This is a genomic window from Cyanobium gracile PCC 6307 (genome assembly GCF_000316515.1).
GTDB lineage: Bacteria > Cyanobacteriota > Cyanobacteriia > PCC-6307 > Cyanobiaceae > Cyanobium > Cyanobium gracile.
The window spans coordinates 2,089,032-2,113,500 of the sequence record NC_019675.1 but is presented as its reverse complement, the minus strand read 5'-3'; the positions used below and the strand labels follow the sequence as shown (position 1 = coordinate 2,113,500).

The following is a 24,469-nucleotide window of genomic DNA, read 5'->3' as shown; positions in this document are numbered from 1 at the left end:
CCGGCGCCTGCGCCGGGCTTTTTTTTGGCCTCGGCCCGTGGCCCCGGGCCCCCGCCCGAGGTCCCCGTCACCCGTTTCCCGCCGGATTCCTTTCCCTATGTGCGGCATCGTTGCCCTGATCGGATCGCGGGAGGCGGCCCCCCAGCTGCTGGAGGGCCTGCGCCAGCTCGAGTACCGCGGCTACGACTCCGCCGGCATCGCCACCGTTGACGGGACCGGCCTGCACTGCCTCAAGGCCGAGGGCAAGCTGGTCAACCTCACGGCCCGCTACGAGGAGCGGGGGGCCCCGGGCCAGTGCGGCATCGGCCACACCCGCTGGGCCACCCACGGCAAGCCGGAGGAGCGCAACGCCCATCCGCACCTCGATGGCAGTGGCCAGCTGGCCGTGGTGCAGAACGGCATCATCGAGAACCACCGCAGCCTCCGGGAGGAGCTGCAGGCCGAGGGGGTGGAGTTCCGCTCCGACACCGACACCGAGGTGATTCCCCACCTGATCGCCCGCCGGCTGCGGCAGCGGCAGGCCGGGGGGGCCAGTGCCTCGCCGGCGCTGCTGCTGGAGGCCCTCCAGCAGGTGCTGCCCCTGCTCCACGGGGCCTATGCCCTGGCGGTGGTGTGGGCGGCGGTGCCCGGGGCGGTGGTGGTGGCCAGGCGGCAGGCGCCGCTGCTGATCGGCCTGGGGGAGGGGGAGTTCCTCTGCGCCAGCGACACTCCCGCCCTGGCCGGCTTCACCCGCACGATCCTGCCCATGGAGGACGGCGAGGTGGCCCTGCTCACGCCGCTGGGGATCGAGCTCTACGACGGGCAGGGAGCCCGGGTGCAGCGCAACCCGACGCTGCTGGTGGGTACCGAGCACGTGGCGGACAAGCGCAGCTTCCGCCACTTCATGCACAAGGAGATCCACGAGCAACCCGAAACGGTGGCCCTGTGGGTGGCCCGCCATCTGCCGGAGGGGGCCCTCGTGGCCCTACCCCTCGATGAGTCCGTCTACGAGGGGGTGGAGCGGATCCAGATCCTCGCCTGCGGCACCAGCCGCCATGCGGCCCAGGTGGGGGCCCATCTGCTGGAGCAGCTGGCGGGCCTGCCCACCTCGGTGTTCTACGCCAGTGAATTCCGCTACGCCCCGCCGCCGCTGGAGCCCCATACGCTCACCATCGGCGTCACCCAGTCAGGGGAGACGGCCGACACCCTCGCCGCCCTGGCGATGGAGCAGGACCGGCGCTTCCTGATCGCTGATCCGGCCTACGCCCCCCGGCTGCTGGGCATCACCAACCGCCCGGAGAGCTCCCTGGGCCGCCTGGTGCCCCACCTCCTCGACATCGGCGCCGGCATCGAGGTGGGGGTGGCCGCCACCAAGACCTTCCTCGGCCAGTTGCTGGCCTTCTACGGCCTGGCCCTGGCCTTCGCCGAACGCCGGGGCGGCACGGCCCATCCCCTCGGCGGCGGCCGCACCCCCGCCCAGCTGCGGGAGCTGGCGGAGCAGCTGCGCGCCCTGCCCGCCGTGCTGCAGCGGCTGGTCGACGACCATGACCGCCGCTGCGCCGAGCTGGCCCACCTGTTCGCCGACACCCAGGACGTCATCTTCCTGGGGCGGGGCATCAACTACCCGATCGCCATGGAGGGGGCCCTCAAGCTCAAGGAGATCAGCTACATCCACGCCGAGGGCTACCCGGCGGGGGAGATGAAGCACGGCCCGATCGCCCTGCTTGACGCCCGGGTGCCGGTGGTGTCGATCGCCGTGCCTGGAACCGTCTTCGAGAAGGTGCTCTCCAATGCCCAGGAGGCCAAGGCCCGCGATGCCCAGCTGATCGGCGTGGCGCCCGCCTGCCCGGACACCGAACTGTTCGACGTGCTGCTGCCCCTGCCGGAGGTGGATGAACTCCTCAGCCCCCTGCTGACGGTGATCCCCATGCAGCTGCTCAGCTATCACATCGCCGCCCACCGGGGCCTGGATGTCGATCAGCCGAGGAACCTGGCCAAGTCCGTCACCGTCGAGTGAGGGTGTCGGGCCGGTGACGGCCTGCGGTGGGCGTCACCGGCCCGACACCCTCCCGTGGGGGAGTGGCACCGGGAGCCGTCGGTGGCCTCCCTCCCCTTGCCCTGCTTCGCCCAGCTCCTGCCGGGCTGAGGGGCTGGTGCGTCGCTGCGTCCGTAACGGTCGTCGAAGCGCACGATGTCGTCCTCCCCGAGATAGGGGCCGCTCTGCACCTCAATCAGTTCCATGGCGATCTTGCCGGGGTTGGTGAGGCGGTGCCGGGCGCCGAGGGGGATGTAGGTGCTCTGGTTCTCGCCCACCAGCTCCTCCACCCCGTCCTTCTCCACCACGGCGGTGCCCCGCACCACCACCCAGTGCTCGGCCCGGTGGTGGTGCATCTGCAGGGACAGGCTGGCGCCGGGCTTCACCGAGATCTTCTTGACCTGCCAGCGCTCCCCTTCCACCACCCCGTCGTAATGGCCCCAGGGGCGGTAGATGCGGCGGTGGGCCCTGCTTTCCGGGGCCCCGTCCCGCTCCAGCCGGCCGACGATGCCCTTCACCTCCTGGGCCCGGTCGCGGTGGGCCACGAGCACCACGTCGTCGGTTTCGACCACCACCAGATCCTCCACGCCCAGCCCCACCACCAGACGGTGTTCGCTGCGCAGGTAGCAGTTGCGGCTGCCTTCGCTGATCACCCGGCCCCGCAGCACGTTGCCTTCGGGGTCCTGCTCGGAGGTTTCCCACAGGGCCGCCCAGCTGCCCACGTCGCTCCAGTCGGCATCGAGGGGCAGTACCACGCCCCGGTCGGTCCGCTCCATCACCGCAACGTCAATGGCGATGCTGGGGCCGTTGGCGAAGGCCTCTCGCTCCAGCCGCAGGAACTCCAGGTCGGCACTGTCCTGCTCCAGGGCGATGCGGCAGGCGCCCACCACCTCGGGGGCGAAGCGCTCCAGTTCCGCCAGAATCGTGCTGGCCCGGAACAGGAACATGCCGCTGTTCCAGGTGAAGCGGCCGGTGGCCAGGAACGCCTCGGCGGTGGCCTTGTCCGGCTTCTCCACGAAGCGGGCGATCGGCACGGGCGTGGCGGCGGCCATGGCTCCGGCGGCCTCGATGTAGCCGTAGCCCGTCTCGGGGCTGGTGGGCACGATGCCGAAGCTGACCAGCTGGCCGGCGCTGGCGGCGGCCATGCCGGCGGCCACGGTGGCGCGGAAGTCGGCGGCCCGGCGGATGACGTGATCGGCCGCCAGGATCAGCAGCAGGGGGTCCTCACCGCGGGCGGTAGCCTGCAGGGCCGCCACCGCCACCGCCGGGGCGGTGTTGCGTCCCACCGGCTCCAGCAGGATCGCCGCCGGCTCCACGCCGATCTGGCGCATCTGCTCGGCCACGATGAAGCGATGGTCCTCGTTGCAGATCAGCAACGGCGGTGCCAGGTCCGGCAGCCCCTGGAGGCGCTGGTGCGTCTGCTGCAGAAGAGTTTCCTCGGTGCTTCCGGCCAGGGGCCAGTACTGCTTCGGATAGCTCGCCCGGGACAGGGGCCACAGCCGGGTGCCGGTGCCGCCGCAGAGGATCACCGGGACCAGAGAGGGGGTAGCCATCGCGGCGGCAGCTGTCACGTAGGACCATCAGACGGGCACATTCAAGCGGGGCAGCCCCGCACTGTCTGCTTTTCGGGGTACACAGCCGCTTCAGACCCTCCGCTCAGAGGTCCAGCAGACCCGGTGGCGGGGTCAGGCCGATCCAGCCCTCCGCCAGGTTCACCTCCGGCACGATCGCCTCCACGAAGGGGATCAGCAGCCGCCGGCCGCCGTCGCTGAGCTCCACCTCCAGCAGATCGTTGCCCCCGTGGATCAGGTCGGTCACAGTGCCGATCGGCGCCTGGGGATCCGGCAGCAGCCGCACCTGGAGCCCCACCAGGTCGAGGAGGTGGAATTCCCCCGGCCCCAGGGTGGGACGGTCGGCGGCCGACACCAGCAGGTGCTGCCCCACCAGGGCTTCGGCGGCGTTGCGGTCGCCGATCCCCTCGAGACGCAGCACGAACAGGGTTTTGCCCGGCACGGGCCTGCCGGCCAGCAGCCGAACCGGCCGGGGGGCGCCCCCGGGGGCCTGCAGCCAGCGGGGACCGGGCTGGGTGAACCGTTCGGGGAAGTCGCTCAGGGGCAGCAGACGCACGTCGCCGCCCATGCCCTGGGCCGCCACCACCTTCCCCACGGCCATGAGCTCGCCCGGGTCGGCCCCTGGCCCCTCGTCGCTGGTGTCGGCCACGGCCTGATCGCTTCCGTCGCGGGGCATCATCGCGTCACGTCCCGATGCGGTGCCCACGGGCACACGCCAGGGGCTCCACGGGGACGACTCGGCATCGATAATGGCCCCACTTGATGGTCCCCCCCAGGGGCATCCGCCATGGCCAGCAGCCCGATCCTGCCCGGTTCCACCGTGGTGGTGCGCGATCCCCGCTCGATCTACAACGGCTACCAGGGCTTCGTGCAGCGCATCAGCGGGGCGATGGCCGCCGTGCTGTTCGAGGGCGGCAACTGGGACAAGCTGGTGACCGTGCCCCTCAGCACCCTGGAGCAGGCCTGAGGGCGAGGCCCGCCAGCGCTGCCCGGGCCGCCTGCTGCTCCGCCTCCCGGCGGGACCGTCCCCGGCCCTCACCGCTGAGATCGGCCACCTCCACCCGGCATTCGAAGCGTTCCGGGTCCCCATGCACCCGGCTGCGCTCCAGGCAGTGGTAGGTGGGCAGGCCCTTCCCCTGGCCCTGGCTCCACTCCTGCAGCACTGACTTCCAGTTGTGGCGTGCCGGGTCGGCCAGCAGCTCGGCGGCGCTGCCCCGCCAGTGGGGGGCCAGCCAGCGCTGCACGGCCTCCAGGCCGCCCCAGGGCCCGCCCCCCACCGTGTAGACGGCGCCCACCAGGGCCTCGGCGCATTCGGCCAGCACGGTGGCGCGGCCGGCCCGGTCGCCGGTGGCCATCGGCCCCAGACGCAGCACCGGCTCCAGGGCGATGCTGCAGGCCAGCTCGCTCAGCCAGCGGTCGGACACCAGCTGGGCCCGCAGGGCGGAGGTGTCGCCCACGCCCAGGCCCGGGTGCTCGCGGTGCAGGAACTCGGCGGCCGCCAGGCGCAGCACCGCGTCGCCGAGGAACTCCAGCCGGTCGTGGTGACGGGGAAGGCCGGTGGAGCTGTGGGTGAGGGCCTCGTCCAGGGTCTCGAGGGCGGCGCCGGCGGCGGCTGGATCCGAGGGGAGCAGGCCGGAGGCGGCATCGAAGCCCAGGCTCTCCAGGAAGGCCAGGAGTTGCTGGCGGCGCTGGGGAGTCATCGCGAGGCAAGAGGGGAAAGCAGGACGTAAGCCGGGTTCTGTTCTCCCCAGCCGGCGGCGGACCGCCGGCTGGGGGGGTGATCATCTGTCTGGGACCGCCGTCACCGGCGGCCTCGAGCGGCGCATGGGAATCGGGACGGGGAAGATGGCCAACCGCTGTCCCTGGGCCTTGCTCCCAGCCGGGGTTTACCGAGCCGGCACCTCTCGATGCCGCTGGTGCGCTCTTACCGCACCTTTGCACCCTTGCCTGTGCGCCGGGCAAGCCCGGGCCATCGGCGGTGTGTTTCTGTGGCACTGTCCTCACGGTCACCCGCACTGGGCGTTACCCAGCAGGCCTGGCCATTGGGGAGCCCGGACTTTCCTCAACCGGCCGCGGTACGGGCCCGAAGGCCGAACCGCACCGATCGCGATCACCTCGCCTGCTTTCTTGTGTCACTGTAATCAGCGACCTCCGGGGCCTCACGGCAGGCGACCGCAGCGGGCCTGGTCGGTCTCGTGGGCGGGGGGATTGAAGCGGGATTCCATCGCGGCAACGGTGTGTTCCTTGAGGGCGGGGAAGGGCTGGTCGGGTTTGGGGAGGAGGTTGATGGGCTGGATGAGCTTGCCGGGCAAGTGCGCGCTGCTCCTGCTCGTTGCTGGTGGCCTCCAGCTGCCGCTTGAACGTCTTCCAGGCGGCCAGGGTCGAGCCCTCCTCGCCCGATTCCTGCTGCGGCTGCGCAGCTTGCGGGAGACACTGAAGGCGGCGGCAGTGCCGAGGACGGGCAGGTTGTCGACGAACAGCCTCGAGATGATGTCAGCCGTGGTTGGCCTTACCGCAGGGATCAAGGACTGCCGGTATCCGTCGAACCGGTTGTTGCCGCCGGCAGTGCAGGCGAAACCGATAGGGAAGACGACGACGGAACTCCTGATGGTGTCGCTGCCACAGCCGACAGCCTCGGAGGGTCCATCGATGCCAACGGGCCAGGCGTTCACGGATGGAGGCAGGGCGTTGGCCTGGGCCGGCGGTTCTGCCTGCCGCACTGGCAGCGGGCAAGGGGCACCACGGCTTGGCCTGCAGGATCCCGGCACCCTCCATAATTGGCTCCAAGGGGCTGTAGCTCAGCCGGATAGAGCGACGGTTTCCTAAACCGTAGGTCGTGGGTTCGAGTCCCGCCAGCCCCGTTCCCCGGCCGGGAAGCCATGCGGTAGGCCACGGCCAGCCTAGATTTTCTTGAGACATTCTTAAGGTCATGGTCTCCCGTCCCCGGTTTTCCCCCTGGCTGGCCACCCCCGTCGCCTTCCTCGCCGGCGCGGTCGTCGCCTCGGGCGTCGCCGTCGCCCAGCAGCCCAACATGCAGAACGCCCTCAATGCGCTGTTCAGCGCCCGGTCGTCCCTGCAGATGGCTGCCCCCAACAAAGGTGGCCACCGCGAGCGGGCGATCGCCCTGGTGAATCAGGCGATCGCCGAGGTGGAGGCGGGCATCGCCTACGCCGGCAACTGAATCCTGGTCCGGGCCGTAACGAGCGCTACTGCTGGTGGGCTTCCCAAACCGGACGCTCCCGCTAGCGTGGCCCCAGTCGTCAGCAGTGGATGACCCAGCTTCACGACCTGCGCCTGCGGTTACTGGTGCAGCAGGAGAGCGAATCCATCGCCCACAGCCACCCTGATGATCTCGATCTCTCGGTGGTGCAGGCCCGCTGCCTCTGTTGGCTGGCCCTGCTGGCCGATGCCCACGAGGAGCAGGCCGGCGATGCCGAGCGTCGCGGCGATGTGGAGCAGGCCATGGGGTGGTTCGCCGATTCGATGCGCCTGCGCGACGTGATCCAGGTGGTCAGTTCGATCGAGATTCCCCTGCCGCTGCTCCAGGAGGACGGCGACCAGCCCGATCAGGACCCGATGGCCGCCTGAGCGTTTCCGCTCCCACGCCGCTCTTTGCTCGGGTGATCCCGGTCGGTGCCATGATGACCATTGAATGAAAGAAGGGACGCGGTGCCAGAAGAGCCCTGCCAATGTCCTGATTGCCAGCGGTTCTATCGGGAACACGACCGGCTGATCCGCGAAAATCCCAGCCTGCGTCAGCAGCAGGAGCTCAACTGGGCCGCGCTGCAGTCGTTCCGCACCCTCGCCGGCCGAGTTCTGGAGGAGCTCCAGAAGCAGCACGGCGACGGCGACACCCCCCCCACTCCCGCAGCCCCGGAAGCCGCCTCGGCCGAGGCCGGTGCCGAGGCGCCCGCGGAACATGAGGCGATCCAGCAGGCCATGGCCGACCTGGAGAACATCAACGCCCACCTCTTCTCCATCGAGGCCCTGATGGAGCGCATCTTCGATGTGCGGGTGCCCGAGCCTGTCGAGCAGACCTTCCGGGAGGTGGCCGGGGAGCTCGCCCCCGACCCCCTCAACGCCGACCGGCTGCGCCTCAACCGCCTGCTGCACCAGACGCCCGATCTGCCCGATCACCGGGGCGGCTGAAGCCCCCCCCGGTCCCCCTCAGGCCCCCCTCAACGGGCCATCCTCATGGCGCCGCCGGCAGGCGGCGGCCCTTCGCCGGGGCTTCGTCGATCTCGCAGGTGATGGTGACGGGGAACTCCTCCGCCTGCCAGATCCGTTCGCAGTACTCCCGGATCGAGCGATCGGAGGAGAACAGGCCGCTGCGGGCGGTGTTCAGCAGCGACATCCGATTCCAGCGCGGACGGTCGCTCCAGGCCTCGCTCACGTCCTGCTGGGCCTTCAGGTAGGCCGCGAAGTCGGCCAGCACGAAGAAGGGGTCGCGGCCGGTGAGGTTCTCCAGCAGGGGAAGGAACAGCTCCTTATCACCATTGCTGAAGTGGCCGCTCTCGACCAGATGCAGCACCTCCGGCAGCTCCGGGGTGGAGCCGATCAGCTCCCAGGGCCGGTAGCCCTGCTCCTTGAGTTCAGCGATGCCCTCGGTGGTGCGGCCGAAGAGGAAGAAGTTGTCGGCCCCCACCTGCTCGCGGATTTCCACGTTCGCCCCATCGAGGGTGCCGATGGTGAGGGCGCCGTTCATCATGAATTTCATGTTGCCGGTGCCGGAGGCCTCGAGGCCGGCGGTGGAGATCTGCTCGGAGAGGTCGGCGGCGGGGTAGACGCGCTCCCCGAGCTTGACGTTGTAGTCGGCCAGGAAGATGACGCGCAGGCGGCCGTCCATGTCCGGGTCGGCGTTGACGACGTCGGCGATGCCGTTGATGAAACGGATGATCAGCTTGGCCATGGCATAGCCCGGGGCGGCCTTGCCGCCGAAGATCACGGTGCGGGGCGCCATACCGCCGGCCAGGCCGTTTTTGATGCGCAGGTACTGAGCAATCACCTGCAGGGCATTGAGGTGCTGGCGCTTGTACTCGTGGATGCGCTTCACCTGCACGTCGAACATCGAGGCGGGATCCACCAGGACGCCCGTGTGGCGATGGATGTAGTGGGTGAGATGGCGCTTCACCGACAGCTTGGTGGCCCCCCAGTGCTCCAGGAAGCCGCTGTCGTCGACGTAGCGCTCCAGCTGGCGCAGCTCGTCGAGGTTGCGCACCCAGCCGTCGCCGATCGAGGCGTCGAGCAGCGCCGACAGCTGGGGATTGGCCAGGGCCACCCAGCGCCTGGGGGTGACGCCGTTGGTGACGTTGGTGAACTTCTCGGGCCAGAGAGCGGCGAATTCTGGGAACAGGTCCTGCTTGACCAGGGCGCTGTGGAGGGCGGCGACGCCGTTGACGTGGTGGGAGCCGACGGTGGCGAGGTGGGCCATGCGGACGGCCCGCTCGCCGGCTTCATCGATGATCGAGAGGCGGCGCAGGACGGCGTCGTTGCCGGGGTACTTGAGGCGCACCTGCTGGAGGAAGCGGCGGTTGATCTCGAAGATGAGCTCGAGGTGGCGCGGCAGCAGCGACCCGAAGAGATCGAGGCCCCACTTTTCGAGGGCCTCGGGCAGCAGGGTGTGGTTGGTGTAAGAGAGGCAGGCGGTGGTGATGGCCCAAGCGGCGTCCCATTCCAGGTGCTTGTCGTCGAGGAGGAGCCGCATGAGCTCGGCGACGGCGATGGAGGGGTGGGTGTCGTTGAGCTGGATGGCCCAGTGGTCGGGGAACTCCTGGACGGGAATGCCGCGGGCATCGAGGCTGCGGATCATGTCCTGCAGCGAGCAGCTGACAAAGAAGTGCTGCTGCTTGAGGCGCAGCTGGCGGCCCTTGGCGGTGCCGTCGTTGGGGTAGAGCACCTTGCAGAGGGTCTCGGAGCCCACTTTCTCCTCCACGGCGCCGTAATAGTCGCCGCTGTTGAAGGCGTAGAAGTCGAAGGATTCGGTGGCATCGGCGCGCCAGAGTCGCAGCCGGTCGCAGGTGTTGACCCGGTAGCCGAGCACTGGCACGTCGTGGGGGACGCCGATGGCGTGCTCGGCGGGGATCCAGCGCACGCGGTAGGCACCGTTCTGGTCGCGGTAGCTCTCGGTGTGGCCGCCGAAGCCGACGAAACAGGCCTGGTCGGGGTGGGGAATCTCCCAGGGCCAGCCCGCCTTGAGCCACTTGTCGGTGATCTCCACCTGCCAGCCGTCGCGGATGAGCTGGTCGAAGATGCCGAACTCGTAGCGGATGCCGTAGCCGGTGGCGGGGATCTCGAGGGTGGCGAGGGATTCGAGGAAACAGGCGGCCAGGCGGCCGAGGCCGCCATTGCCGAGGCCCGGTTCTTCTTCCACGTCGAGGATCTCCTCGATGTCGTTGATGCCGAACTGGCGCAGGGCCTCGGCGGCCTCCTTCTGGATGCCGAGCATCAGCAGGTTGTTGCCGAGCTGGGGGCCGATCAGGAACTCGGCCGAGAGGTAGGCGACGATGCGCTTGGGGTTGGCGCCGATGGCCTCGATGCCGGCCAGGTAGCGGGTCATCAGCCGGTCACGCACGGCGTAGCTGAGCGCCATGTAGAGGTCGTGGCGGCTGGCGCTGGGGGCCAGCTTGCCGAGCGTGTAGAAGAGGTGTTCGGTCATGCCATCGAACACGTCCGTCGCCGTCAGGCCGCTGCGATCGGGGTCCGCGAAGCACCCGGGCGTGGGGAGGCTCAGGTTGCGGGGCTGATGGTCGGTCATGGCGGTCGGCGCGCGGTGGTCCCTCGGGCACAGGTCTTGCCGTGCGTTCCCAGACCGTAGCGGTGGTTGCCATTCCTCCTGCCCGGCCTGTCGGGAGATCAGCAACGGCACACGTGACCGACGCCGACGCCCTTAGCGTCGGTTCGCCACTGATTTCGTTCATGGTCGCGCCCAGCCTGCTGCTTGAGGTCGGCAACACCCAGATCGAGACGGTGGAAACCCTGCTGCAGGTGGGGCGCTACCTGGTCATCTTCCTGGCGGCCCGGGCCCTGGCGGAGCTGATGGTGCGCCTCGGTCTGCCCACGATCCTCGGGGAACTTCTGGCGGGCGTTCTGGTCGGCGTCACTGGTCTGCACCTGATCCTGCCGCCGGAGGTCCACGCCCAGCTCAACCAGGGCATGCTCGAGCTGATCGGCGCCTGCGCCGGGGTCAGCCCGGAGGCCGTGGCCACGATCTACGCCGAGAGCTTCCCCTCCCTGGAGGCCACCGCCAGGCTCGGTCTCTACGCCCTGCTGTTCCTCACGGGTCTGGAGAGCGAACTCGACGAACTGATGGCCGTGGGCCGCCAGGCCACCACCGTGGCCCTCACCGGTGTGGTGCTGCCCTTCGCCATGGGCACGGCGGGGCTCTACCTCCTGTTCCATGTGCCCCTGTTTCCGGCGGTGTTCGCGGGCGCCTCGATGACCGCCACCAGCATCGGCATCACCGCCAGCGTCTTCGGGGAACTCGGATTCCTCCGCACCCGGGAGGGCCAGACCGTCATCGGCGCCGCCGTGCTCGACGACATCTTCGGCATCGTCATCCTGGCGGTGGTGGTGGCTCTGGCCGGTGACGGGGTGCTCTCCGCCGGTCCGATCCTGCAGCTGGTGCTGGCGGCGGCGGTGTTCGTGGCGGTGGCCCTGTTCCTGAGCCGCACGGCCGCCCCCGCCTTCGACTGGGTCCTCGACCGGCTCAGGGCACCGGGGGAGGTGGCGGTGGCCGGCTTCGTGGTGCTGGGTCTTTGTTGCTTCGTCGCCGAGGCGATTGGCCTCGAGGCGGCCCTCGGGGCCTTCGCCGCCGGTCTGATCCTCAGCGCCTCCAAGCACACCGAAGCCATCCAGCAGTCGGTGAAGCCCCTGGCGGCCCTGTTCGCCACCGTGTTCTTCGTGCTGATCGGCAGCTCCCTGGACCTGTCGGTGATGAATCCCCTCAATCCCGACAACCGCGAAGGGTTGGTGGTCGCCCTGTTCCTGCTGGTGGTGGCGATCGCCGGCAAGGTGGCCGCAGGCTGGAGCTACCTCAGCAAGGAGAAGACCAACCGTCTGGTGGTGGGCCTGGGGATGATGCCCCGCGGTGAGGTGGGCCTGATCTTCCTGGGGCTGGGCAGCCAGGCCGGCATCCTCTCGGCGCCCCTGGAGGCGGCCATCCTGCTGATGGTGATCGGCACCACCTTCTTGGCGCCCCTGCTGCTGCGTCTGGCCCTCAGCGGCGTCGAAGTTCCTGCCGACCCGGCGGAGGCCCCGGCCGAGCAGGCCGCCTGATCCCGGCCTCGTCTCAGGACCTGCGGTCGTCGTCCCGTCGGCCCGCCAGGCCGATCGAGAGGCTGCCGAGCACGGCGATCAACCCCAGGCTGCCGGCCCAGCCCGGACCCAGGGCCCAGCTCAGCAGCAGCTCCACCCCCAGGCCCACCGCCAGGGCCAGCAGCAGGCTGCCGCCCACCAGCACCAGTTGCTGCAGCCCCTCCTCCAGGGACGCCTCGGCTAGGGCCTGCTCCAGCCGGCCCAGCGGCACGCTCAGGGGCAGGTAAAGGGCCAGGGCCCAAAGGGCCACCCCCGGCAGCAACGGGCTCAGGTCAGCGAGGGTGAAGGCGTCGGACATGGCGGCAGGCACAGGGGGCGGGGCCGCACGCTGGCCGGGCTTCCTAGCATCGTCCTTCACCGCAACGCCCCTGCGTCCATGGCTTCGTCACCCGAAATCCCCTGGCAGTTCCTGGGCCATCGGGTGCACGCCATCCGCTCGGCTCCGGAGCAGCCCACCGGGCCGGCGATCCTGCTGGTGCATGGCTTCGGCGCCTCCACCGACCACTGGCGCTTCAACATTCCCGTGCTGGCCCGGACGCATGAGGTCCATGCCATCGATCTCCTCGGCTTCGGCCGCAGCGCCAAGCCGGCTGGGCTCTCCTACGGCGGCGCCCTCTGGCGCGACCAGCTCTGCGCCTATGTGGTGGAGCGGATCGGCCGGCCCACCGTGTTGGTGGGCAACTCCCTCGGCGGCTTCGCCGCCCTCGCCGCCGGTGCGGCCCTGGGGGATCAGGCCGCCGGCGTGGCCCTGCTCAATGCCGCCGGCCCCTTCAGCGACGAGCAGGAGCCGCCGCGGGGCTGGGGGGCCATCGCCCGCCGAACCATCGGCGCGGCCCTGCTGCGCAGCCCGGTGCTGCAGCGCCTGCTGTTCGAGAACATGCGCCGGCCCGCTACCGTGCGCCGCACCCTGAATCAGGTGTACATCGACCGCACCAACGTCGATGACGCGCTGGTGGAGGCGATCCTGCGGCCCTCCCGCGATCCCGGAGCCTTCGGCGTCTTCCGCACCGTCTTCGACATTCCCCGCGGCCAGCCCCTCGACGAACTGTTCGCCGACCTCAGCGCCCCGCTGCTGCTGCTCTGGGGCATCCGCGACCCCTGGATCAACGCCGCTGGCCGCCGGGCCAGCTTCCAGCGGCATGCACCCGCCCGCACCACCGAAGTGGTGCTCGAGGCGGGCCACTGCCCCCACGATGAGGTGCCCGACCAGGTCAACCGGGCCCTGCTGGAGTGGCTGGCGGGTCTGGTGGCAAGCCCGGTTGCCGCGCTGACCGCCGGCTGAACCCGGCGGCGGCCCCCGGTCGGTACATTTCCCTCCACCCAGGGGGGCCGAGTTGATCGCCGCCGTCACGAGCACCGGAGCCGCCGCAGCGGCGAGCGTCCCGGCGTCCGGAGGCGGCGGGAAGGGGGGTGGGTTTGCCTACCGACCGGACATCGATGCGCTGCGGGGAGCGGCGATGCTGGCGGTGCTGGTGTTCCACCTGAACAAGGGGTGGCTGCCGGGTGGCTTCACGGGGGTGGACATCTTCTTCGTGATTTCGGGCTACGTGGTGATGGGCTCGCTGCTGGGCCAGGCGAGCAAGCCGCTGTGGCCCCGTCTGGGGAATTTCTATCTGCGGCGCGTGCGGCGGTTGCTGCCGAACCTGCTGGTGTGCCTGGGGGTGACGAGCCTGGGGGTGGCGATGCTGATCCCGCCGCTGGAGAGCGGGCCGTATTTCAACGTGGCCCTTCAAGGCGCTGTTCGGCTGGTCGAACAACTTCCTGATGGGGCAGGTCGATTACTTCGCCACGGATGCGGATCTGAATCCCTTTCTGCACACCTGGTCGCTGGGTGTGGAGCAGCAGTTCTACCTGGTGTTCCCGCTGCTGATGGTGGGGATCGGCTATGGGGTGCGGCGCAGTGTGCCGCTGCTGGTGGCGCTGGTGGTGCTGTCGCTGGGGGCGAGCTGGTGGTGGACGCAGAACGCGCCGATGGCGGCCTTTTTCCTGATGCCGAGCCGGCTTTGGGAACTGACAGTGGGCTCGCTGCTGCTGGTGGCGCAGCGGCGGGGGCTGGTGGGGGCGAGCTGGCTGCAGGGCCGCTGGCCGCGGCTGGCGGGGGCGGCGCTGCTGCTGTGGGCGGTGGTGATGACGTCGGAGCGTGAGGGCTTCCCGGTGCCGGGTGTGCTGCCGGCGGTGGTGGGGACGCTGCTGGTGCTGCAGGCGGGCCCGGGTGAGGGGGGCAGATTCCTGCCGGGGCGGTGGCTGGAGCGGTTTCTGCTGACCTGCGGGCTGCTGTCGTACTCGCTGTACCTGTGGCACTGGCCGGTGATCGTGCTGCTGCGGTGGACGTGGGGGATGGAGACGTGGTGGCAGTACGTGGTGGCGGTGGCGGGGAGCGTGGTGCTGGCGGTGGCGGCGTACGGGCTGGTGGAGCAGCCGGTGCGCCGGTATCCCCTGAAGTGGTGGTGGGAGACGCTGCTGGCGCTGCTGGCGGTGGGGGGGCTGTGGACGGCCATCGACACCCTCCACTATTCGGTGCGCGGCCGCTTCTTCATCGGCACCGACCGCGACCCGGTGCCCCTCTACGAACGGGTGCAGGACTGGAACCCCACCCTGCCGGGCACCCGGATCGATCAGACCTGCGCCATTCCCTACTGGACGCCCTACAGCGAGGCCAGCCGTTCGGATCTGGAGCGCTGCAGCAAGCCGGGCCGTCCCGGGGCCGGTGAGATCTTCCTGCTGGGGGACTCCCACGCCGAGCACCTGCTGCCGATGCTGGATGCGGTGACCGCCCGCACCGGCCAGCGCATCACCTTCACCAACAAGCGCTCCTGCTTCCTTGATCCCCAGCTGACGCTGTTCCTCAACAACCGCCCCTACAAGCCCTGCACCGACTTTGCGGCCGGGGAGATGGAGCGGGCCCTGGAACGGCTCAGGCCGGGTGACATCGTGATCATCTCCAGCAACCTCAACAACTACCTGAGCAGTTCCGACCCGGCCGGGATCACCCAGGGGCAGCCGGCCTACCTCTCAGGCCGGCGGCTGAGCGTCGCCGAAGTGCGCCAGGCCCACATCCTCAGCATGCGGGACTACGCCCAGCGGCTGGCGGCCCGGGGGGTCCAGCTGGTGCTGGTGGTCGACAATCCCCCCCTCGCCCGTGAGATCGTGGCCTGCCCGAAGGACTCCGCCAGCAGCTGCGCCCCCGACCCCTCCGTCACCGCCGCCGGCCAGCTGGCGGTGCGCCTCACCCTGGAGGCGGCGGCGGCGGGCCTGCCCAACGTGCATGTGTTCGACCCCACCCCCTATCTGCTCGCTCCGGATGGCCGGGTGCGCTACCGCAATGATCAGGACAGGATCATCTATTCCGATTCCCACCACCTGAGCGTGACGGGCAGCCGTTCGCTGGCGGAGCCGTTTGAGCGGTTCCTGTCGCAGGCGGGGCTGATCCCGGGGGCCCGCTGATGCTGGCGGCACCGACCAGTCAGGGAGCCGCCGCGGCGGCCAGCGGCCCAGCGTCTGGAGGGAGCGGCAAGGGGGGAGGTTTCGCCTACCGGCCGGACATCGATGCGCTGCGTGGGGCGGCGATGCTGGCGGTGCTGGTGTTCCACCTGAACAAGGGGTGGCTGCCCGGTGGCTTCACGGGGGTGGACATCTTCTTCGTGATCTCGGGTTACGTGGTGATGGGCTCGCTGCTGGGCCAGGCGAGCAAGCCGCTGGGACCACGGCTGGGGATGTTCTATCTGCGGCGGGTGCGGCGTCTGATGCCGAACCTGCTGGTGTGCCTGGGGGTGACGAGCCTGGCAGTGGCCCTCTGGGTGCCCCCCGGGGAGAACGGGCCCTACTTCATGACCGCGATCAAGGCGCTGTTCGGGTGGTCGAACAACCACCTGATGGGCCAGATCGATTACTTCAATCCGGACGCCGATCTGAATCCCTTTCTGCACACCTGGTCGCTGGGTGTGGAGCAGCAGTTCTACCTGGTGTTCCCGCTGCTGATGGTGGGGATCGGCTATGGGGTGCGGCGCAGTGTGCCGCTGCTGGTGGCGCTGGTGGTGCTGTCGCTGGGGGCGAGCTGGTGGTGGACGCAGAACGCGCCGATGGCGGCCTTTTTCCTGATGCCGAGCCGGCTGTGGGAACTGACGATCGGTTCGCTGCTGCTGGTGGCGCAACGGCGGGGGCTGTTGGGGGCGAGCTGGCTGCAGGGGCGCTGGCCGCGGCTGGCGGGGGCGGCGCTGCTGCTGTGGGCGGTGGTGATGACGTCGGAGCGTGAGGGCTTCCCGGTGCCGGGGGTGCTGCCGGCGGTGGTGGGGACGCTGCTGGTGCTGCAGGCGGGCCCGGGTGAGGGGGGCAGATTCCTGCCGGGGCGGTGGCTGGAGCGGTTTCTGCTGACCTGCGGGCTGCTGTCGTACTCGCTGTACCTGTGGCACTGGCCGGTGATCGTGCTGCTGCGCTGGACGTGGGGGATGGAGACGTGGTGGCAGTACGTGGTGGCGGTGGCGGGGAGCGTGGTGCTGGCGGTGGCGGCGTACGGGCTGGTGGAGCAGCCGGTGCGGCGGCATCCGCTGACGTGGTGGTGGGAGACGCTGCTGGCGCTGCTGGCGGTGGGGGGGCTGTGGATTGGCATCGACGCCCTGCAGAACGGCCTGCGGGACCGCCTGTTCCGGGGCACCGACCGCGATCCCGTGCCCCGCAGCGAGCGCATCCAGAACCTGCAGATCCCCGGCACGGGCATCGGCAGCGGCTGCAGCCTCGTGTATGGCCAGCCCTACAACGACACCACCCGCATCGATTTCGAGCGCTGCGGCCGCCCCGGCCGTCCCGGTGCCGGCGAGATCTTCCTGCTGGGCGATTCCCATGCCCTGCACCTGCTGCCGATGCTGGACGCGGTGACCGCCCGCACCGGCCAGCGGATCAGCTTCACTTACCAGATGGCCTGCTTCACCGATCCCAGCCTGCTGATGAGCTGGGGCAACAAGAGCTACGGCCCCTGCCGCGACTTCGTGGTCGGTGAGATGGAGCGCTCCCTGGAACGCCTCAAGCGTGGCGATGTCGTGGTGCTCTCGTCCTGGCTCAACTACTACGTGGGCGATGTGACTCCCGCCGGCACCCCCAGCGAGGCCAACGTCATGGACGGCGACCGCCGTCTCACCCCCGCCCAGGCCCGGGCGCGCCACGTGGCCAACCTGCGGGCCTACGCCCAGCGGCTCGCCGCCCGCGGCATCCAGCTGGTGCTGGTGGTGGACAGTCCGATGCTCGCCCGCAAGCCGCTGGAGTGCCGTCGCTCCACCGGCGGCCCGGCCGTGAGCTGCGCGCCCGAGCCCGCCGTGACGGCGGCGATGCAGCGCACGGTGCGCGACACCCTGGAGGCGGCGGCGGCCGGCCTGCCCAACGTCCATGTGTTCGACCCCACCCCCCACCTGGTGGGGGCGGATGGCCGGGTGCTGGATCGCCGGCCCGACGGCACCCCCCTGTTCGCCGACAACCACCACCTGAGCGTCAGCGGCAGCCGCTCGCTCGCGGAGCCGTTCGAGCGGTTTCTGACGCAGGCGGGTCTGGTCCCGGCGGGGCGCTGATGGCTGTGGCCCCCGCCGTCACGAGCACCGGAGCCGCCGCAGCGGCGAGCGTCCCGGCGTCCGGAGGCGGCGGGAAGGGGGGTGGGTTTGCCTACCGACCGGACATCGATGCGCTGCGGGGAGCGGCGATGCTGGCGGTGCTGGTGTTCCACCTGAACAAGGGGTGGCTGCCGGGTGGCTTCACGGGGGTGGACATCTTCTTCGTGATTTCGGGCTACGTGGTGATGGGCTCGCTGCTGGGCCAGGCGAGCAAGCCGCTGTGGCCCCGTCTGGGGAATTTCTATCTGCGGCGCGTGCGGCGGTTGCTGCCGAACCTGCTGGTGTGCCTGGGGGTGACGAGCCTGGGGGTGGCGATGCTGATCCCGCCGCTGGAGAGCGGGCCGTATTTCAACGTGGCCCTCAAGGCGCTGTTCGGCTGGTCGAACAACTTCCTGATGGGGCAGGTCGATTACTTCGCCACGGATGCGGATCTGAATCCCTTTCTGCACACCTGGTCGCTGGGTGTGGAGCAGCAGTTCTACCTGGTGTTCCCGCTGCTGATGGTGGGGATCGGCTATGGGGTGCGGCGCAGTGTGCCGCTGCTGGTGGCGCTGGTGGTGCTGTCGCTGGGGGCGAGCTGGTGGTGGACGCAGAACGCGCCGATGGCGGCCTTTTTCCTGATGCCGAGCCGGCTTTGGGAACTGACAGTGGGCTCGCTGCTGCTGGTGGCGCAGCGGCGGGGGCTGGTGGGGGCGAGCTGGCTGCAGGGCCGCTGGCCGCGGCTGGCGGGGGCGGCGCTGCTGCTGTGGGCGGTGGTGATGACGTCGGAGCGTGAGGGCTTCCCGGTGCCGGGTGTGCTGCCGGCGGTGGTGGGGACGCTGCTGGTGCTGCAGGCGGGCCCCGGCGAGGGGGGCAGATTCCTGCCGGGGCGGTGGCTGGAGCGGTTTCTGCTGACGTGCGGGCTGCTGTCGTACTCGCTGTACCTGTGGCACTGGCCGGTGATCGTGCTGCTGCGGTGGACGTGGGGGATGGAGACGTGGTGGCAGTACGTGGTGGCGGTGGCGGGGAGCGTGGTGCTGGCGGTGGCGGCGTACGGGCTGGTGGAGCAGCCGGTGCGCCGGTATCCCCTGAAGTGGTGGTGGGAGACGCTGCTGGCGCTGCTGGCGGTGGGGGGGTTGTGGATCGGCATCGATGCCCTGCACCACCAGTTCCGCGGCCTGTTGTTCCAGGGGAAGGACGCCGATCCGGTGCCGATCAGCGAGCGGGTCCATGCCCTCAATCCCCTGATCCCGGGCACCGGCATCACCAGTGATTGCACGGTGGCCAGTGGCAAGCCCTACAACGCCACCACCCGGCCGAATTTCGACAAGTGCAACCGGCCCGGCCTCCCCGGCGCCCGGGAGATCTTCCTGCTGGGTGATTCCCACGCCCAGCACCTCCTGCCGATGCTGGATGCGGTGACCGCCCGCACCGGCCAGCGCCTCACCTTTGCCGCCATGGGCGCCTGCCTGATCGATCCGCAGCTCACCGTCACCTGGCAGCAGGGCCGCTACGAATCCTGCCGCCAGTTCTCCGACGGGGAGATGGAGCGCTCCCTGCAGCGCCTCCAGCCGGGGGACATCGTCCTGGTGTCGGGCTTCCTGCACAACTACCTGGCCAGCAACGACGTGGAGGGACGGGGCTACGGGGCCCCCACCTACCTGGGCGAGCGCCGCCTGCGCATCGCCGAGGTGCGCAGGGCCTGGGTGGGCGGCATGCGGGCCTACGCCGAACGGCTGGCGGCCCAGGGCATCCAGTTGGTGCTGGTGGTCGACAACCCGTCCCTGGCCAGGGAGCCGGTGGCCTGTCAAGACCCCGCCGGCAGCAGCTGCGCCGGCGATGCCGCCACCACCGCCCGGATGCGGGCGACCCTGGGCGGGCTGCTCGCCCAGGTGACCGCTGGCCTGCCCAATGTCCATGTCTTCGACCCCACCCCCTATCTGGTGGGTCCCGACGGCCGGGTGGTCTACCGCCGGCCCGACGGCACGCCGCTCTATGCCGATTCCCACCACCTGAGCGTGTCGGGGAGCCGGTCGTTGGCAGCCCCGTTCGAGCGTTTCCTCCAGCAGCAGGGGCTCACCAGCCCTCGGCCCACCGCTTCCCCCTCCCCATGATCCTGCAATCCCCCACCGGGGACTCCCCCCACTGGCGCTTCACCGATCCGTCCAGCGGCGATGCGCTCACGGTCGCCCCCGAGCGCGGCGGGCTGGTCACCGGCTGGTGCTGCGGCGGCAGGGAGATCCTCTACTTCGATGCGGAGCGCTTCGCCGACCCCGCCAAATCGGTGCGGGGCGGCATCCCGGTGCTCTTCCCCATCTGCGGCAACCTGCCCGACGACGCGCTCGTGCTGCCCCAGGGGCGCTTCCCACTGCCCCAGCACGGGTTCGCCCGGGATCTGCCCTGGTCCATCACCCCGCTGGCGGACGGCAGCGGCGTGGCCCTGCGCCTCGAGGACGGCCCGCAGAGCCGCCCCCATTTCCCCTTCGCCTTCGCCCTGGAGCTGGAGCTGCGGCTGCAGCCCTCGGCCCTGGCGATCACGGCGCGGGTCAGCCACCGGGGCGGGGCCGGCGCCGATCCCCTCCCCTTCAGCCTGGGTCTGCACCCCTACATCGCCGTCGCCGATCTCTCCCGCGTCCGGCTCGAAGGCCTGCCGGTGGACTGCTTCGACCACCTCACCATGGCTCCCGCCGTCACCGCCGATCAACTGTCCCGGCTGGAGCAGGGGGTGGATTTCCTCTGCAGCGGCCAGGGCCCGGTGCGGCTGGTGGATCTGGCAGGCGGCCGGGCGGTGACGCTGCATCCCGCCGCTCCGATGGATCTGGTGGTGGTGTGGAGCGATCCGCCCCGGCCGATGCTCTGCCTGGAGCCCTGGAGCGGCCCCCGGGGAGCCCTGAGCACCGGGGAGCGGCGCCTGCTGGTGCCCGCCGGCGAATCCCTTGAGCTGGGCTGCCGCTACACCGTCGAGAGCCTCTGAGCGACGCCCGGGAGCCGGCCCGGCGCCAGCTGGCCAGCCGGATCGAAGCGGCGCTTGATCGCCTCGATCAGGGGGCGGGAGGGGGCATCTAGCCAGGCCGTCAGGCCGGCGCCCGGGGGCTGACGCAGCACGGTGAGATGGCCCCCGAGTTCGCTGCAGAGGCTGCGCAGAGCGCCCACCTGGGCGGACGACACGTCCGGCTGGGGCTCCGTGGGGTCTGACCAGGCCAGGCCGAGGCCGCTGCCGGCGGCCATGTCCACGGCCAGTCCGGCCAGGGCCGGGGCCTGCATCAGGGTCCCGAGCCGGTCGGGGCTGACGCCGAGGCGCAACAGCCAGGCGGGCGCGGTGGCGGTGCCCCCCCGGGCGCGGGCCAGCCAGGTGCCGGTGCTGGCGGCGTCCAGCACCCTGGCCGGCAGGGTGCTGCGCTCCTGCAGGCAGCGCACCTGCTCCTGGAGGGTGGCGGCATCGACGCTGGCCAGGCCGATCAGCAGCAGGGGCTCCGGGTCCAGCCCGGCGGCGGCGGCGAGGCTCCCGTTCCACCAGTCGATCCGTTCCGGGCTGAGGCTGGAGCCCAGCAGCCAGCGGCTGAGGCCGGCCAGATCCTCGGCCCCTCCCTGGAAGCAGACACTGCGCCGCAGGGGCGGCTGGGGCAGGGTGCGCAGGGTCAGTTCGGTGATCAGGCCCAGGGAGCCCCAGCTGCCGGTGAACAGCCGCATCAGGTCGTAGCCGGCGACGTTCTTGACCACCTTGCCGCCGGCCCTGGCCGTCACCCCGTCGGCCCGCATCAGCGCCAGGCCGATCAGCTGGTCGCGCACCCCCAGATACCGCTGGCGGTAGCCGCCCGCCAGGCCCCGGGCCACCAGGCCGCCGATGCTGCCGGCGGCGGCGCCATCGTCGTCTCCCCAGGGGGCATCCACGGACAGCCACTGCCCCTGGTGTCCAAGCGCGTCCTGCACCTCCACCAGTGGTGTGCCGGCGGCCACGGTGATGGTGAAGTCGCCGGGATTGAACTCCCGCACCCCCCGCAGGGCTGCGCAGCTGACCACCGTGCAGGGCCCCTCGATGGGCGAGCCCCAGTCAAGCCGGGTGCCCAGGCCCGCCGGCAGCCAGGCCGAACCCTGCCGGTGCAGGTCCCGCACCAGCTCCTGCAGCTCACTGGGCTCAGGTCGCATCACGGCACGATGGTGCCATGGCGCAGGCAACGCTCGACCCCAGGCCCGGGCTCAAGATCGTCGTCATCGACGACGACCCCACCGGCTCCCAGACCGTGCACGGCTGTCCGTTGCTGCTGCGCTGGGACGCCGAGACCCTGGCGGCCGGCCTGGCCCACCCGTCGCCGCTGCTGTTCCTGCTGGCCAACACCCGGGCCCTGGCGCCGGCGGCGGCGGCGGAGCGGGTGCGGGAGATCTGCCGCGCCCTCCGGCCCGCTCTGGAGCGGGCGATGGCGGCCGGCACCATCGCCAGCTGGCTGGTGGTGAGCCGGGGCGATTCCACCCTGCGGGGCCACTTCCCGCTGGAGGTGGAGGTGATCGCCACCGAGCTCGGCCCCTTCGACGCCACCCTGCTGGTGCCGGCGTTCCTCGAGGGGGGGCGCACCACCGTGGATGGGGAGCACCGGTTGCACGGCCGGCCGGTGCACGAGAGCCCGTTCGCCCGGGACGGACTGTTCGCCTACGCCACCAGCCATCTACCGGACTGGGTGGAGGAGAAGAGCGGCGGCCGCATCCCGGCCACCGCCGTGGACCGCATCGGCTGGCGGGAGCTGGAGGCCGGCGGCCCTGCCCTCCTCCGCCACCTGGCCCGCCTGGAGGGCAATGTCTGCGTGGCGGTGGACGGTGCCTCCGAGCGGCAGCTGGCGTCCCTGGCCACCGCGGTGCGCTCCCTGATCGCCGGATCCACGGCGGATGATGGCCCCGGTGATGGCCCCGGTGATGGCCTCGGCGCTGGGCGCCCCCGCCGCTTCCTGTTCCAGAGCGCCGCCAGCCTGATCCAGGCTCTGGCCTCGCTGCCGCCCCAGCCGCTGGCGCCGGCGGCCCTGGCCGCCCTGCGCCGCCGCGGCGGCGACGGCCCCCTGCCGGGGCTGGTGCTGGTGGGCTCCCACGTGCCCCTGGCCGACCGGCAGCTGGAGCGGCTGCTGGCGGCGCCCGGCTGCGTCGGGGTTGAGGTGGAGGTGGCCAAGGTCCAACGGCTGCTGGAGGGCCCGGAACCTGCCCTGCTCCTTGCCTCCCTGGAGCAGGCCTGGGGGCGGCGCCTGGCGGACGCGCTGGCCGGGGGCCGCACGCCGGTGCTTTACACCAGCCGTGGTGAGGCCCGCTGCCGCCAGGCCGGCGAGCGCCGGGCGCTGGGCCTGGCCCTGGCGGGGGTGATGGCGCGGCTGGCCGCCGCCGTGGCTCCCGCCCTGGGCTATCTGATCAGCAAGGGGGGCATCACCACCCATACCCTCCTGGCCGACGGGCTGGCCCTGGAGCTGGTGGAGCTCCAGGGCCAGCTGCTGCCGGGTCTGTCGGTGGTGCTGGCCGCCACGGACTCCGATCAGGAACCCCTGCCCGTGCTCACCTTCCCCGGCAATCTCGGCGACCCGGGCACCCTGTGGGAGGCCTGGTGCTGGATGGAAACTCAGGCCGGACCGGTGTAGCTGCGATCGAGCAGTTCGATCGGATGGACCACCGGCAGCGGTCGCGGCTGCGCCTCCATCGCCTGGCGGATCTGCAGCGTGCAGCCGATGTTGGCGCTCACGGCCAGCTGGGCGCCCGTGCCGCTCAGATCGGCGGCCTTGATCCGGCCCAGTTCGGCGGCCTCCTCCGGCTGCACGAGGTTGTAGATGCCGGCACTGCCGCAGCAGACTCCGGCTTCGGTGGCCTCGCGGATCCGCACATGGGGAATCCGGCCCAGCAGGCGCCGGGGCTGGGCCGCCAGGCCCTGGCCGTGGAGCTGGTGGCAGGCATCGTGATAAGCCAGCTCAACGGGGCGCTCGGCGCTGGCGGGGGTGCCGTCGTCGTGGAGCAGGGGGCGCAGCGCCGCCTGGAAGCCCTCGCTGAGCCCGACCTCGTCCAGGAATTCCTGCAGGTCGGCCACCCTCCCCAGCACGGGATGGCGGGTGCCGAGGATCTGGTCGTAGGCCTTGAGGGTGTGACCGCAGCCTGAGGCGGCCACCAGCAGGGCATCGAGGGGTTCGGGGCCCCCCGGCCGCCCCGGACCGATCACCGCTTCGAAGCTGGCCATCAGGGCCGCCGCCAGTTCCCGGGTCTGCTCCAGTTCCCCCTGGTGGTGGGTCATGGCACCGCAGCAGCCCTGGTCGGGGGGGATCACCACCTCGATGCCGTTGGCGGCCAGCACCCGGACGGCGGCGGCGTTCACCCCCGGCTCGAAGACCCGCTGCACGCAGCCGAGCACCAGCCCGACCCGGTGGCGGCGGGGCCCCACCGCCGCCACCAGCACCGGCCAGTCGTCACGGAAGGACTGGGCGGGCAGGGGCGGGAGCAGGGTCTCCATCGCCGCGATCTGCGGCCCGAACAGGCGGGTGAGGCCGCTGCGGCGCGCCAGGGCCTGCAGGGGCGTGCCGGCGTAGGCCCGCAGGGGGGCCAGCAGGGCCCGCAGCCGCCCGGGGTAGGGGAGCAGGGCGAACAGCAGACGCCGGAAGGCGCGCTGGCCGGGGCTGCGCAGCTCGGGTGCGTTCAGCCGCGGCCGCATGGTCTCGATCAGCTCGTCGTAGCGCACGCCGGCCGGACAGGCCGTGACGCAGGCGAAGCAGCCCAGGCAGGTGTCGAAATGCTTCGCCACCGTGGCATCCAGCGCCAGCTCCCCGGCGTCGATGGCCTTGAGGGCATGGATGCGTCCCCGGGGTGAGTCCATCTCGGTCGCCAGCACCCGGTAGCTGGCGCAGGTGGGCAGGCAGAAACCGCAGTGGACGCAGGGGTCGGCGGCGATGAAGCCGGCGCCGGGCGCCCCGGCAGCAGGGGACCCGCTGGTCGCGAGGGACGGAAGGCTCATGGCGACCATTCTGATGGCTCGCCCGGGCCCCCAC

General features: G+C 70.9%; 20 protein-coding genes, 1 tRNA gene, 1 other RNA gene and 1 pseudogene. 14 read left to right on the top strand and 9 right to left on the bottom strand.

Going from position 1 to position 24,469, the window contains the following annotated elements:
- Positions 1-97: 97 nt before the first annotated feature.
- Positions 98-1,996, top strand: coding sequence for a glutamine--fructose-6-phosphate transaminase (isomerizing) (gene glmS / locus CYAGR_RS10250; protein WP_015109737.1), 1,899 nt, complete (start codon positions 98-100; stop codon positions 1,994-1,996).
- Here glmS and CYAGR_RS10245 read toward each other — a convergent pair.
- Entirely contained in the window at positions 1,957-3,567 is a 1,611-nt protein-coding gene (locus CYAGR_RS10245; RefSeq protein WP_015109736.1) for a mannose-1-phosphate guanylyltransferase/mannose-6-phosphate isomerase, read from the bottom strand. The two genes, glmS and CYAGR_RS10245, sit on opposite strands and share 40 nt — an antisense overlap.
- Before the next feature lie 103 nt (positions 3,568-3,670).
- Positions 3,671-4,186: a ribosome maturation factor RimM gene (gene rimM, locus CYAGR_RS10240; protein WP_043327010.1), complete on the bottom strand. Its 516-nt coding sequence runs from the start codon at positions 4,184-4,186 to the stop codon at positions 3,671-3,673.
- 186 nt (positions 4,187-4,372) lie between these two features.
- Here rimM and CYAGR_RS10235 point away from each other — a divergent pair, with 186 nt between their 5' ends.
- A complete protein-coding gene (locus tag CYAGR_RS10235; RefSeq protein ID WP_015109734.1) occupies positions 4,373-4,552 on the top strand; it encodes an NAD(P)H dehydrogenase subunit NdhS in 180 nt (59 codons plus the stop codon).
- Here the strand turns inward: CYAGR_RS10235 and rnc are convergent.
- The 3 genes from rnc to CYAGR_RS18400 form a co-directional block, all read right to left on the bottom strand.
- Positions 4,530-5,285: a ribonuclease III gene (gene rnc, locus CYAGR_RS10230; RefSeq protein WP_015109733.1), complete on the bottom strand. Its 756-nt coding sequence runs from the start codon at positions 5,283-5,285 to the stop codon at positions 4,530-4,532. The two genes, CYAGR_RS10235 and rnc, sit on opposite strands and share 23 nt — an antisense overlap.
- 12 nt (positions 5,286-5,297) lie before the next feature.
- An RNA gene (gene rnpB / locus CYAGR_RS16680) (RNase P RNA component class A) lies at positions 5,298-5,711 on the bottom strand.
- Between the two features lie 33 nt (positions 5,712-5,744).
- Positions 5,745-5,897, bottom strand: a complete 153-nt coding sequence (locus CYAGR_RS18400) for a hypothetical protein (protein ID WP_156818446.1) — start codon at positions 5,895-5,897, stop codon at positions 5,745-5,747.
- Positions 5,898-6,372: 475 nt separating this feature from the next.
- On the opposite strand from CYAGR_RS18400, the gene CYAGR_RS10225 reads away from it, so the two are divergent.
- From CYAGR_RS10225 to CYAGR_RS10210, 4 genes are all read left to right on the top strand, one after another.
- Positions 6,373-6,446: transfer RNA gene (locus CYAGR_RS10225), tRNA-Arg, on the top strand.
- A 68-nt stretch (positions 6,447-6,514) separates the two neighbouring features.
- The gene (locus CYAGR_RS10220; protein WP_015109732.1) at positions 6,515-6,766 is read left to right on the top strand and encodes a hypothetical protein; all 252 of its coding nucleotides are present in this window, start codon (positions 6,515-6,517) and stop codon (positions 6,764-6,766) included.
- Positions 6,767-6,855: 89 nt separating this feature from the next.
- A complete protein-coding gene (locus CYAGR_RS10215; RefSeq protein WP_015109731.1) occupies positions 6,856-7,173 on the top strand; it encodes a hypothetical protein in 318 nt (105 codons plus the stop codon).
- An 81-nt stretch (positions 7,174-7,254) separates the two neighbouring features.
- Positions 7,255-7,734 (top strand): hypothetical protein, encoded by a 480-nt coding sequence (locus CYAGR_RS10210; protein WP_043325708.1) that lies wholly within the window; start codon positions 7,255-7,257, stop codon positions 7,732-7,734.
- Between the two features lie 43 nt (positions 7,735-7,777).
- Here CYAGR_RS10210 and CYAGR_RS10205 read toward each other — a convergent pair whose 3' ends face one another.
- Entirely contained in the window at positions 7,778-10,339 is a 2,562-nt protein-coding gene (locus tag CYAGR_RS10205; RefSeq protein WP_015109729.1) for a glycogen/starch/alpha-glucan phosphorylase, read from the bottom strand.
- 161 nt (positions 10,340-10,500) lie between these two features.
- On the opposite strand from CYAGR_RS10205, the gene CYAGR_RS10200 reads away from it, so the two are divergent.
- Positions 10,501-11,859: a cation:proton antiporter gene (locus CYAGR_RS10200; protein ID WP_015109728.1), complete on the top strand. Its 1,359-nt coding sequence runs from the start codon at positions 10,501-10,503 to the stop codon at positions 11,857-11,859.
- Positions 11,860-11,872: 13 nt separating this feature from the next.
- On the opposite strand, the gene CYAGR_RS10195 is transcribed toward CYAGR_RS10200, so the two are convergent.
- Positions 11,873-12,196: a hypothetical protein gene (locus CYAGR_RS10195; protein ID WP_015109727.1), complete on the bottom strand. Its 324-nt coding sequence runs from the start codon at positions 12,194-12,196 to the stop codon at positions 11,873-11,875.
- Positions 12,197-12,274: 78 nt separating this feature from the next.
- Here CYAGR_RS10195 and CYAGR_RS10190 point away from each other — a divergent pair, with 78 nt between their 5' ends.
- The 6 genes and pseudogenes from CYAGR_RS10190 (at position 12,275) to CYAGR_RS10170 (ending at position 20,445) form a co-directional block, all read left to right on the top strand.
- Positions 12,275-13,180, top strand: a complete 906-nt coding sequence (locus CYAGR_RS10190; protein ID WP_015109726.1) for an alpha/beta fold hydrolase — start codon at positions 12,275-12,277, stop codon at positions 13,178-13,180.
- Between the two features lie 175 nt (positions 13,181-13,355).
- A pseudogene (locus CYAGR_RS19410) lies at positions 13,356-13,523 on the top strand (hypothetical protein); the annotation flags it as partial.
- Between the two features lie 139 nt (positions 13,524-13,662).
- The gene (locus tag CYAGR_RS19185) at positions 13,663-15,342 is read left to right on the top strand and encodes an acyltransferase family protein (protein ID WP_043325705.1); all 1,680 of its coding nucleotides are present in this window, start codon (positions 13,663-13,665) and stop codon (positions 15,340-15,342) included.
- Positions 15,342-17,453 (top strand): acyltransferase family protein, encoded by a 2,112-nt coding sequence (locus CYAGR_RS10180; RefSeq protein WP_015109725.1) that lies wholly within the window; start codon positions 15,342-15,344, stop codon positions 17,451-17,453. Before CYAGR_RS19185 ends, CYAGR_RS10180 begins: the two co-directional genes overlap by 1 nt.
- Positions 17,453-19,585, top strand: coding sequence for an acyltransferase family protein (locus CYAGR_RS10175; protein WP_015109724.1), 2,133 nt, complete (start codon positions 17,453-17,455; stop codon positions 19,583-19,585). Before CYAGR_RS10180 ends, CYAGR_RS10175 begins: the two co-directional genes overlap by 1 nt.
- On the top strand, positions 19,582-20,445 hold the full coding sequence (locus CYAGR_RS10170) for an aldose epimerase family protein (protein ID WP_015109723.1): 864 nt from the start codon (positions 19,582-19,584) through the stop codon (positions 20,443-20,445). The genes CYAGR_RS10175 and CYAGR_RS10170 overlap by 4 nt, the downstream gene beginning before the upstream one ends.
- On the opposite strand, the gene CYAGR_RS10165 is transcribed toward CYAGR_RS10170, so the two are convergent.
- Positions 20,424-21,617 carry an FAD-binding oxidoreductase gene (locus CYAGR_RS10165; RefSeq protein ID WP_015109722.1) on the bottom strand — a complete coding sequence of 398 codons (1,194 nt, stop codon included), beginning with the start codon at positions 21,615-21,617 and terminating at the stop codon, positions 20,424-20,426. The genes CYAGR_RS10170 and CYAGR_RS10165 overlap by 22 nt on opposite strands.
- A gap of 17 nt (positions 21,618-21,634) precedes the next feature.
- Between CYAGR_RS10165 and CYAGR_RS10160 the strand changes: the two genes are divergently transcribed.
- Positions 21,635-23,080 (top strand): four-carbon acid sugar kinase family protein, encoded by a 1,446-nt coding sequence (locus tag CYAGR_RS10160; RefSeq protein ID WP_015109721.1) that lies wholly within the window; start codon positions 21,635-21,637, stop codon positions 23,078-23,080.
- On the opposite strand, the gene CYAGR_RS10155 is transcribed toward CYAGR_RS10160, so the two are convergent.
- On the bottom strand, positions 23,062-24,435 hold the full coding sequence (locus CYAGR_RS10155; protein ID WP_015109720.1) for a (Fe-S)-binding protein: 1,374 nt from the start codon (positions 24,433-24,435) through the stop codon (positions 23,062-23,064). The genes CYAGR_RS10160 and CYAGR_RS10155 overlap by 19 nt on opposite strands.
- Positions 24,436-24,469 lie beyond the last annotated feature (34 nt).

What these genes read in the sequence shown, in the direction of transcription:
- glmS (WP_015109737.1), top strand. Translation starts at nt 98, where the DNA reads ATGTGCGGCATCGTTGCCCTGATCGGATCGCGGGAGGCGGCCCCCCAG.
- CYAGR_RS10245 (WP_015109736.1), bottom strand. Translation starts at nt 3,567, where the DNA reads ATGGCTACCCCCTCTCTGGTCCCGGTGATCCTCTGCGGCGGCACCGGC.
- rimM (WP_043327010.1), bottom strand. Translation starts at nt 4,186, where the DNA reads ATGGCCGTGGGGAAGGTGGTGGCGGCCCAGGGCATGGGCGGCGACGTG.
- CYAGR_RS10235 (WP_015109734.1), top strand. Translation starts at nt 4,373, where the DNA reads ATGGCCAGCAGCCCGATCCTGCCCGGTTCCACCGTGGTGGTGCGCGAT.
- rnc (WP_015109733.1), bottom strand. Translation starts at nt 5,285, where the DNA reads ATGACTCCCCAGCGCCGCCAGCAACTCCTGGCCTTCCTGGAGAGCCTG.
- CYAGR_RS10220 (WP_015109732.1), top strand. Translation starts at nt 6,515, where the DNA reads ATGGTCTCCCGTCCCCGGTTTTCCCCCTGGCTGGCCACCCCCGTCGCC.
- CYAGR_RS10215 (WP_015109731.1), top strand. Translation starts at nt 6,856, where the DNA reads ATGACCCAGCTTCACGACCTGCGCCTGCGGTTACTGGTGCAGCAGGAG.
- CYAGR_RS10205 (WP_015109729.1), bottom strand. Translation starts at nt 10,339, where the DNA reads ATGACCGACCATCAGCCCCGCAACCTGAGCCTCCCCACGCCCGGGTGC.
- CYAGR_RS10200 (WP_015109728.1), top strand. Translation starts at nt 10,501, where the DNA reads ATGGTCGCGCCCAGCCTGCTGCTTGAGGTCGGCAACACCCAGATCGAG.
- CYAGR_RS10195 (WP_015109727.1), bottom strand. Translation starts at nt 12,196, where the DNA reads ATGTCCGACGCCTTCACCCTCGCTGACCTGAGCCCGTTGCTGCCGGGG.
- CYAGR_RS10190 (WP_015109726.1), top strand. Translation starts at nt 12,275, where the DNA reads ATGGCTTCGTCACCCGAAATCCCCTGGCAGTTCCTGGGCCATCGGGTG.
- CYAGR_RS19185 (WP_043325705.1), top strand. Translation starts at nt 13,663, where the DNA reads ATGGGGCAGGTCGATTACTTCGCCACGGATGCGGATCTGAATCCCTTT.
- CYAGR_RS10180 (WP_015109725.1), top strand. Translation starts at nt 15,342, where the DNA reads ATGCTGGCGGCACCGACCAGTCAGGGAGCCGCCGCGGCGGCCAGCGGC.
- CYAGR_RS10175 (WP_015109724.1), top strand. Translation starts at nt 17,453, where the DNA reads ATGGCTGTGGCCCCCGCCGTCACGAGCACCGGAGCCGCCGCAGCGGCG.
- CYAGR_RS10170 (WP_015109723.1), top strand. Translation starts at nt 19,582, where the DNA reads ATGATCCTGCAATCCCCCACCGGGGACTCCCCCCACTGGCGCTTCACC.
- CYAGR_RS10165 (WP_015109722.1), bottom strand. Translation starts at nt 21,617, where the DNA reads ATGCGACCTGAGCCCAGTGAGCTGCAGGAGCTGGTGCGGGACCTGCAC.
- CYAGR_RS10160 (WP_015109721.1), top strand. Translation starts at nt 21,635, where the DNA reads ATGGCGCAGGCAACGCTCGACCCCAGGCCCGGGCTCAAGATCGTCGTC.
- CYAGR_RS10155 (WP_015109720.1), bottom strand. Translation starts at nt 24,435, where the DNA reads ATGAGCCTTCCGTCCCTCGCGACCAGCGGGTCCCCTGCTGCCGGGGCG.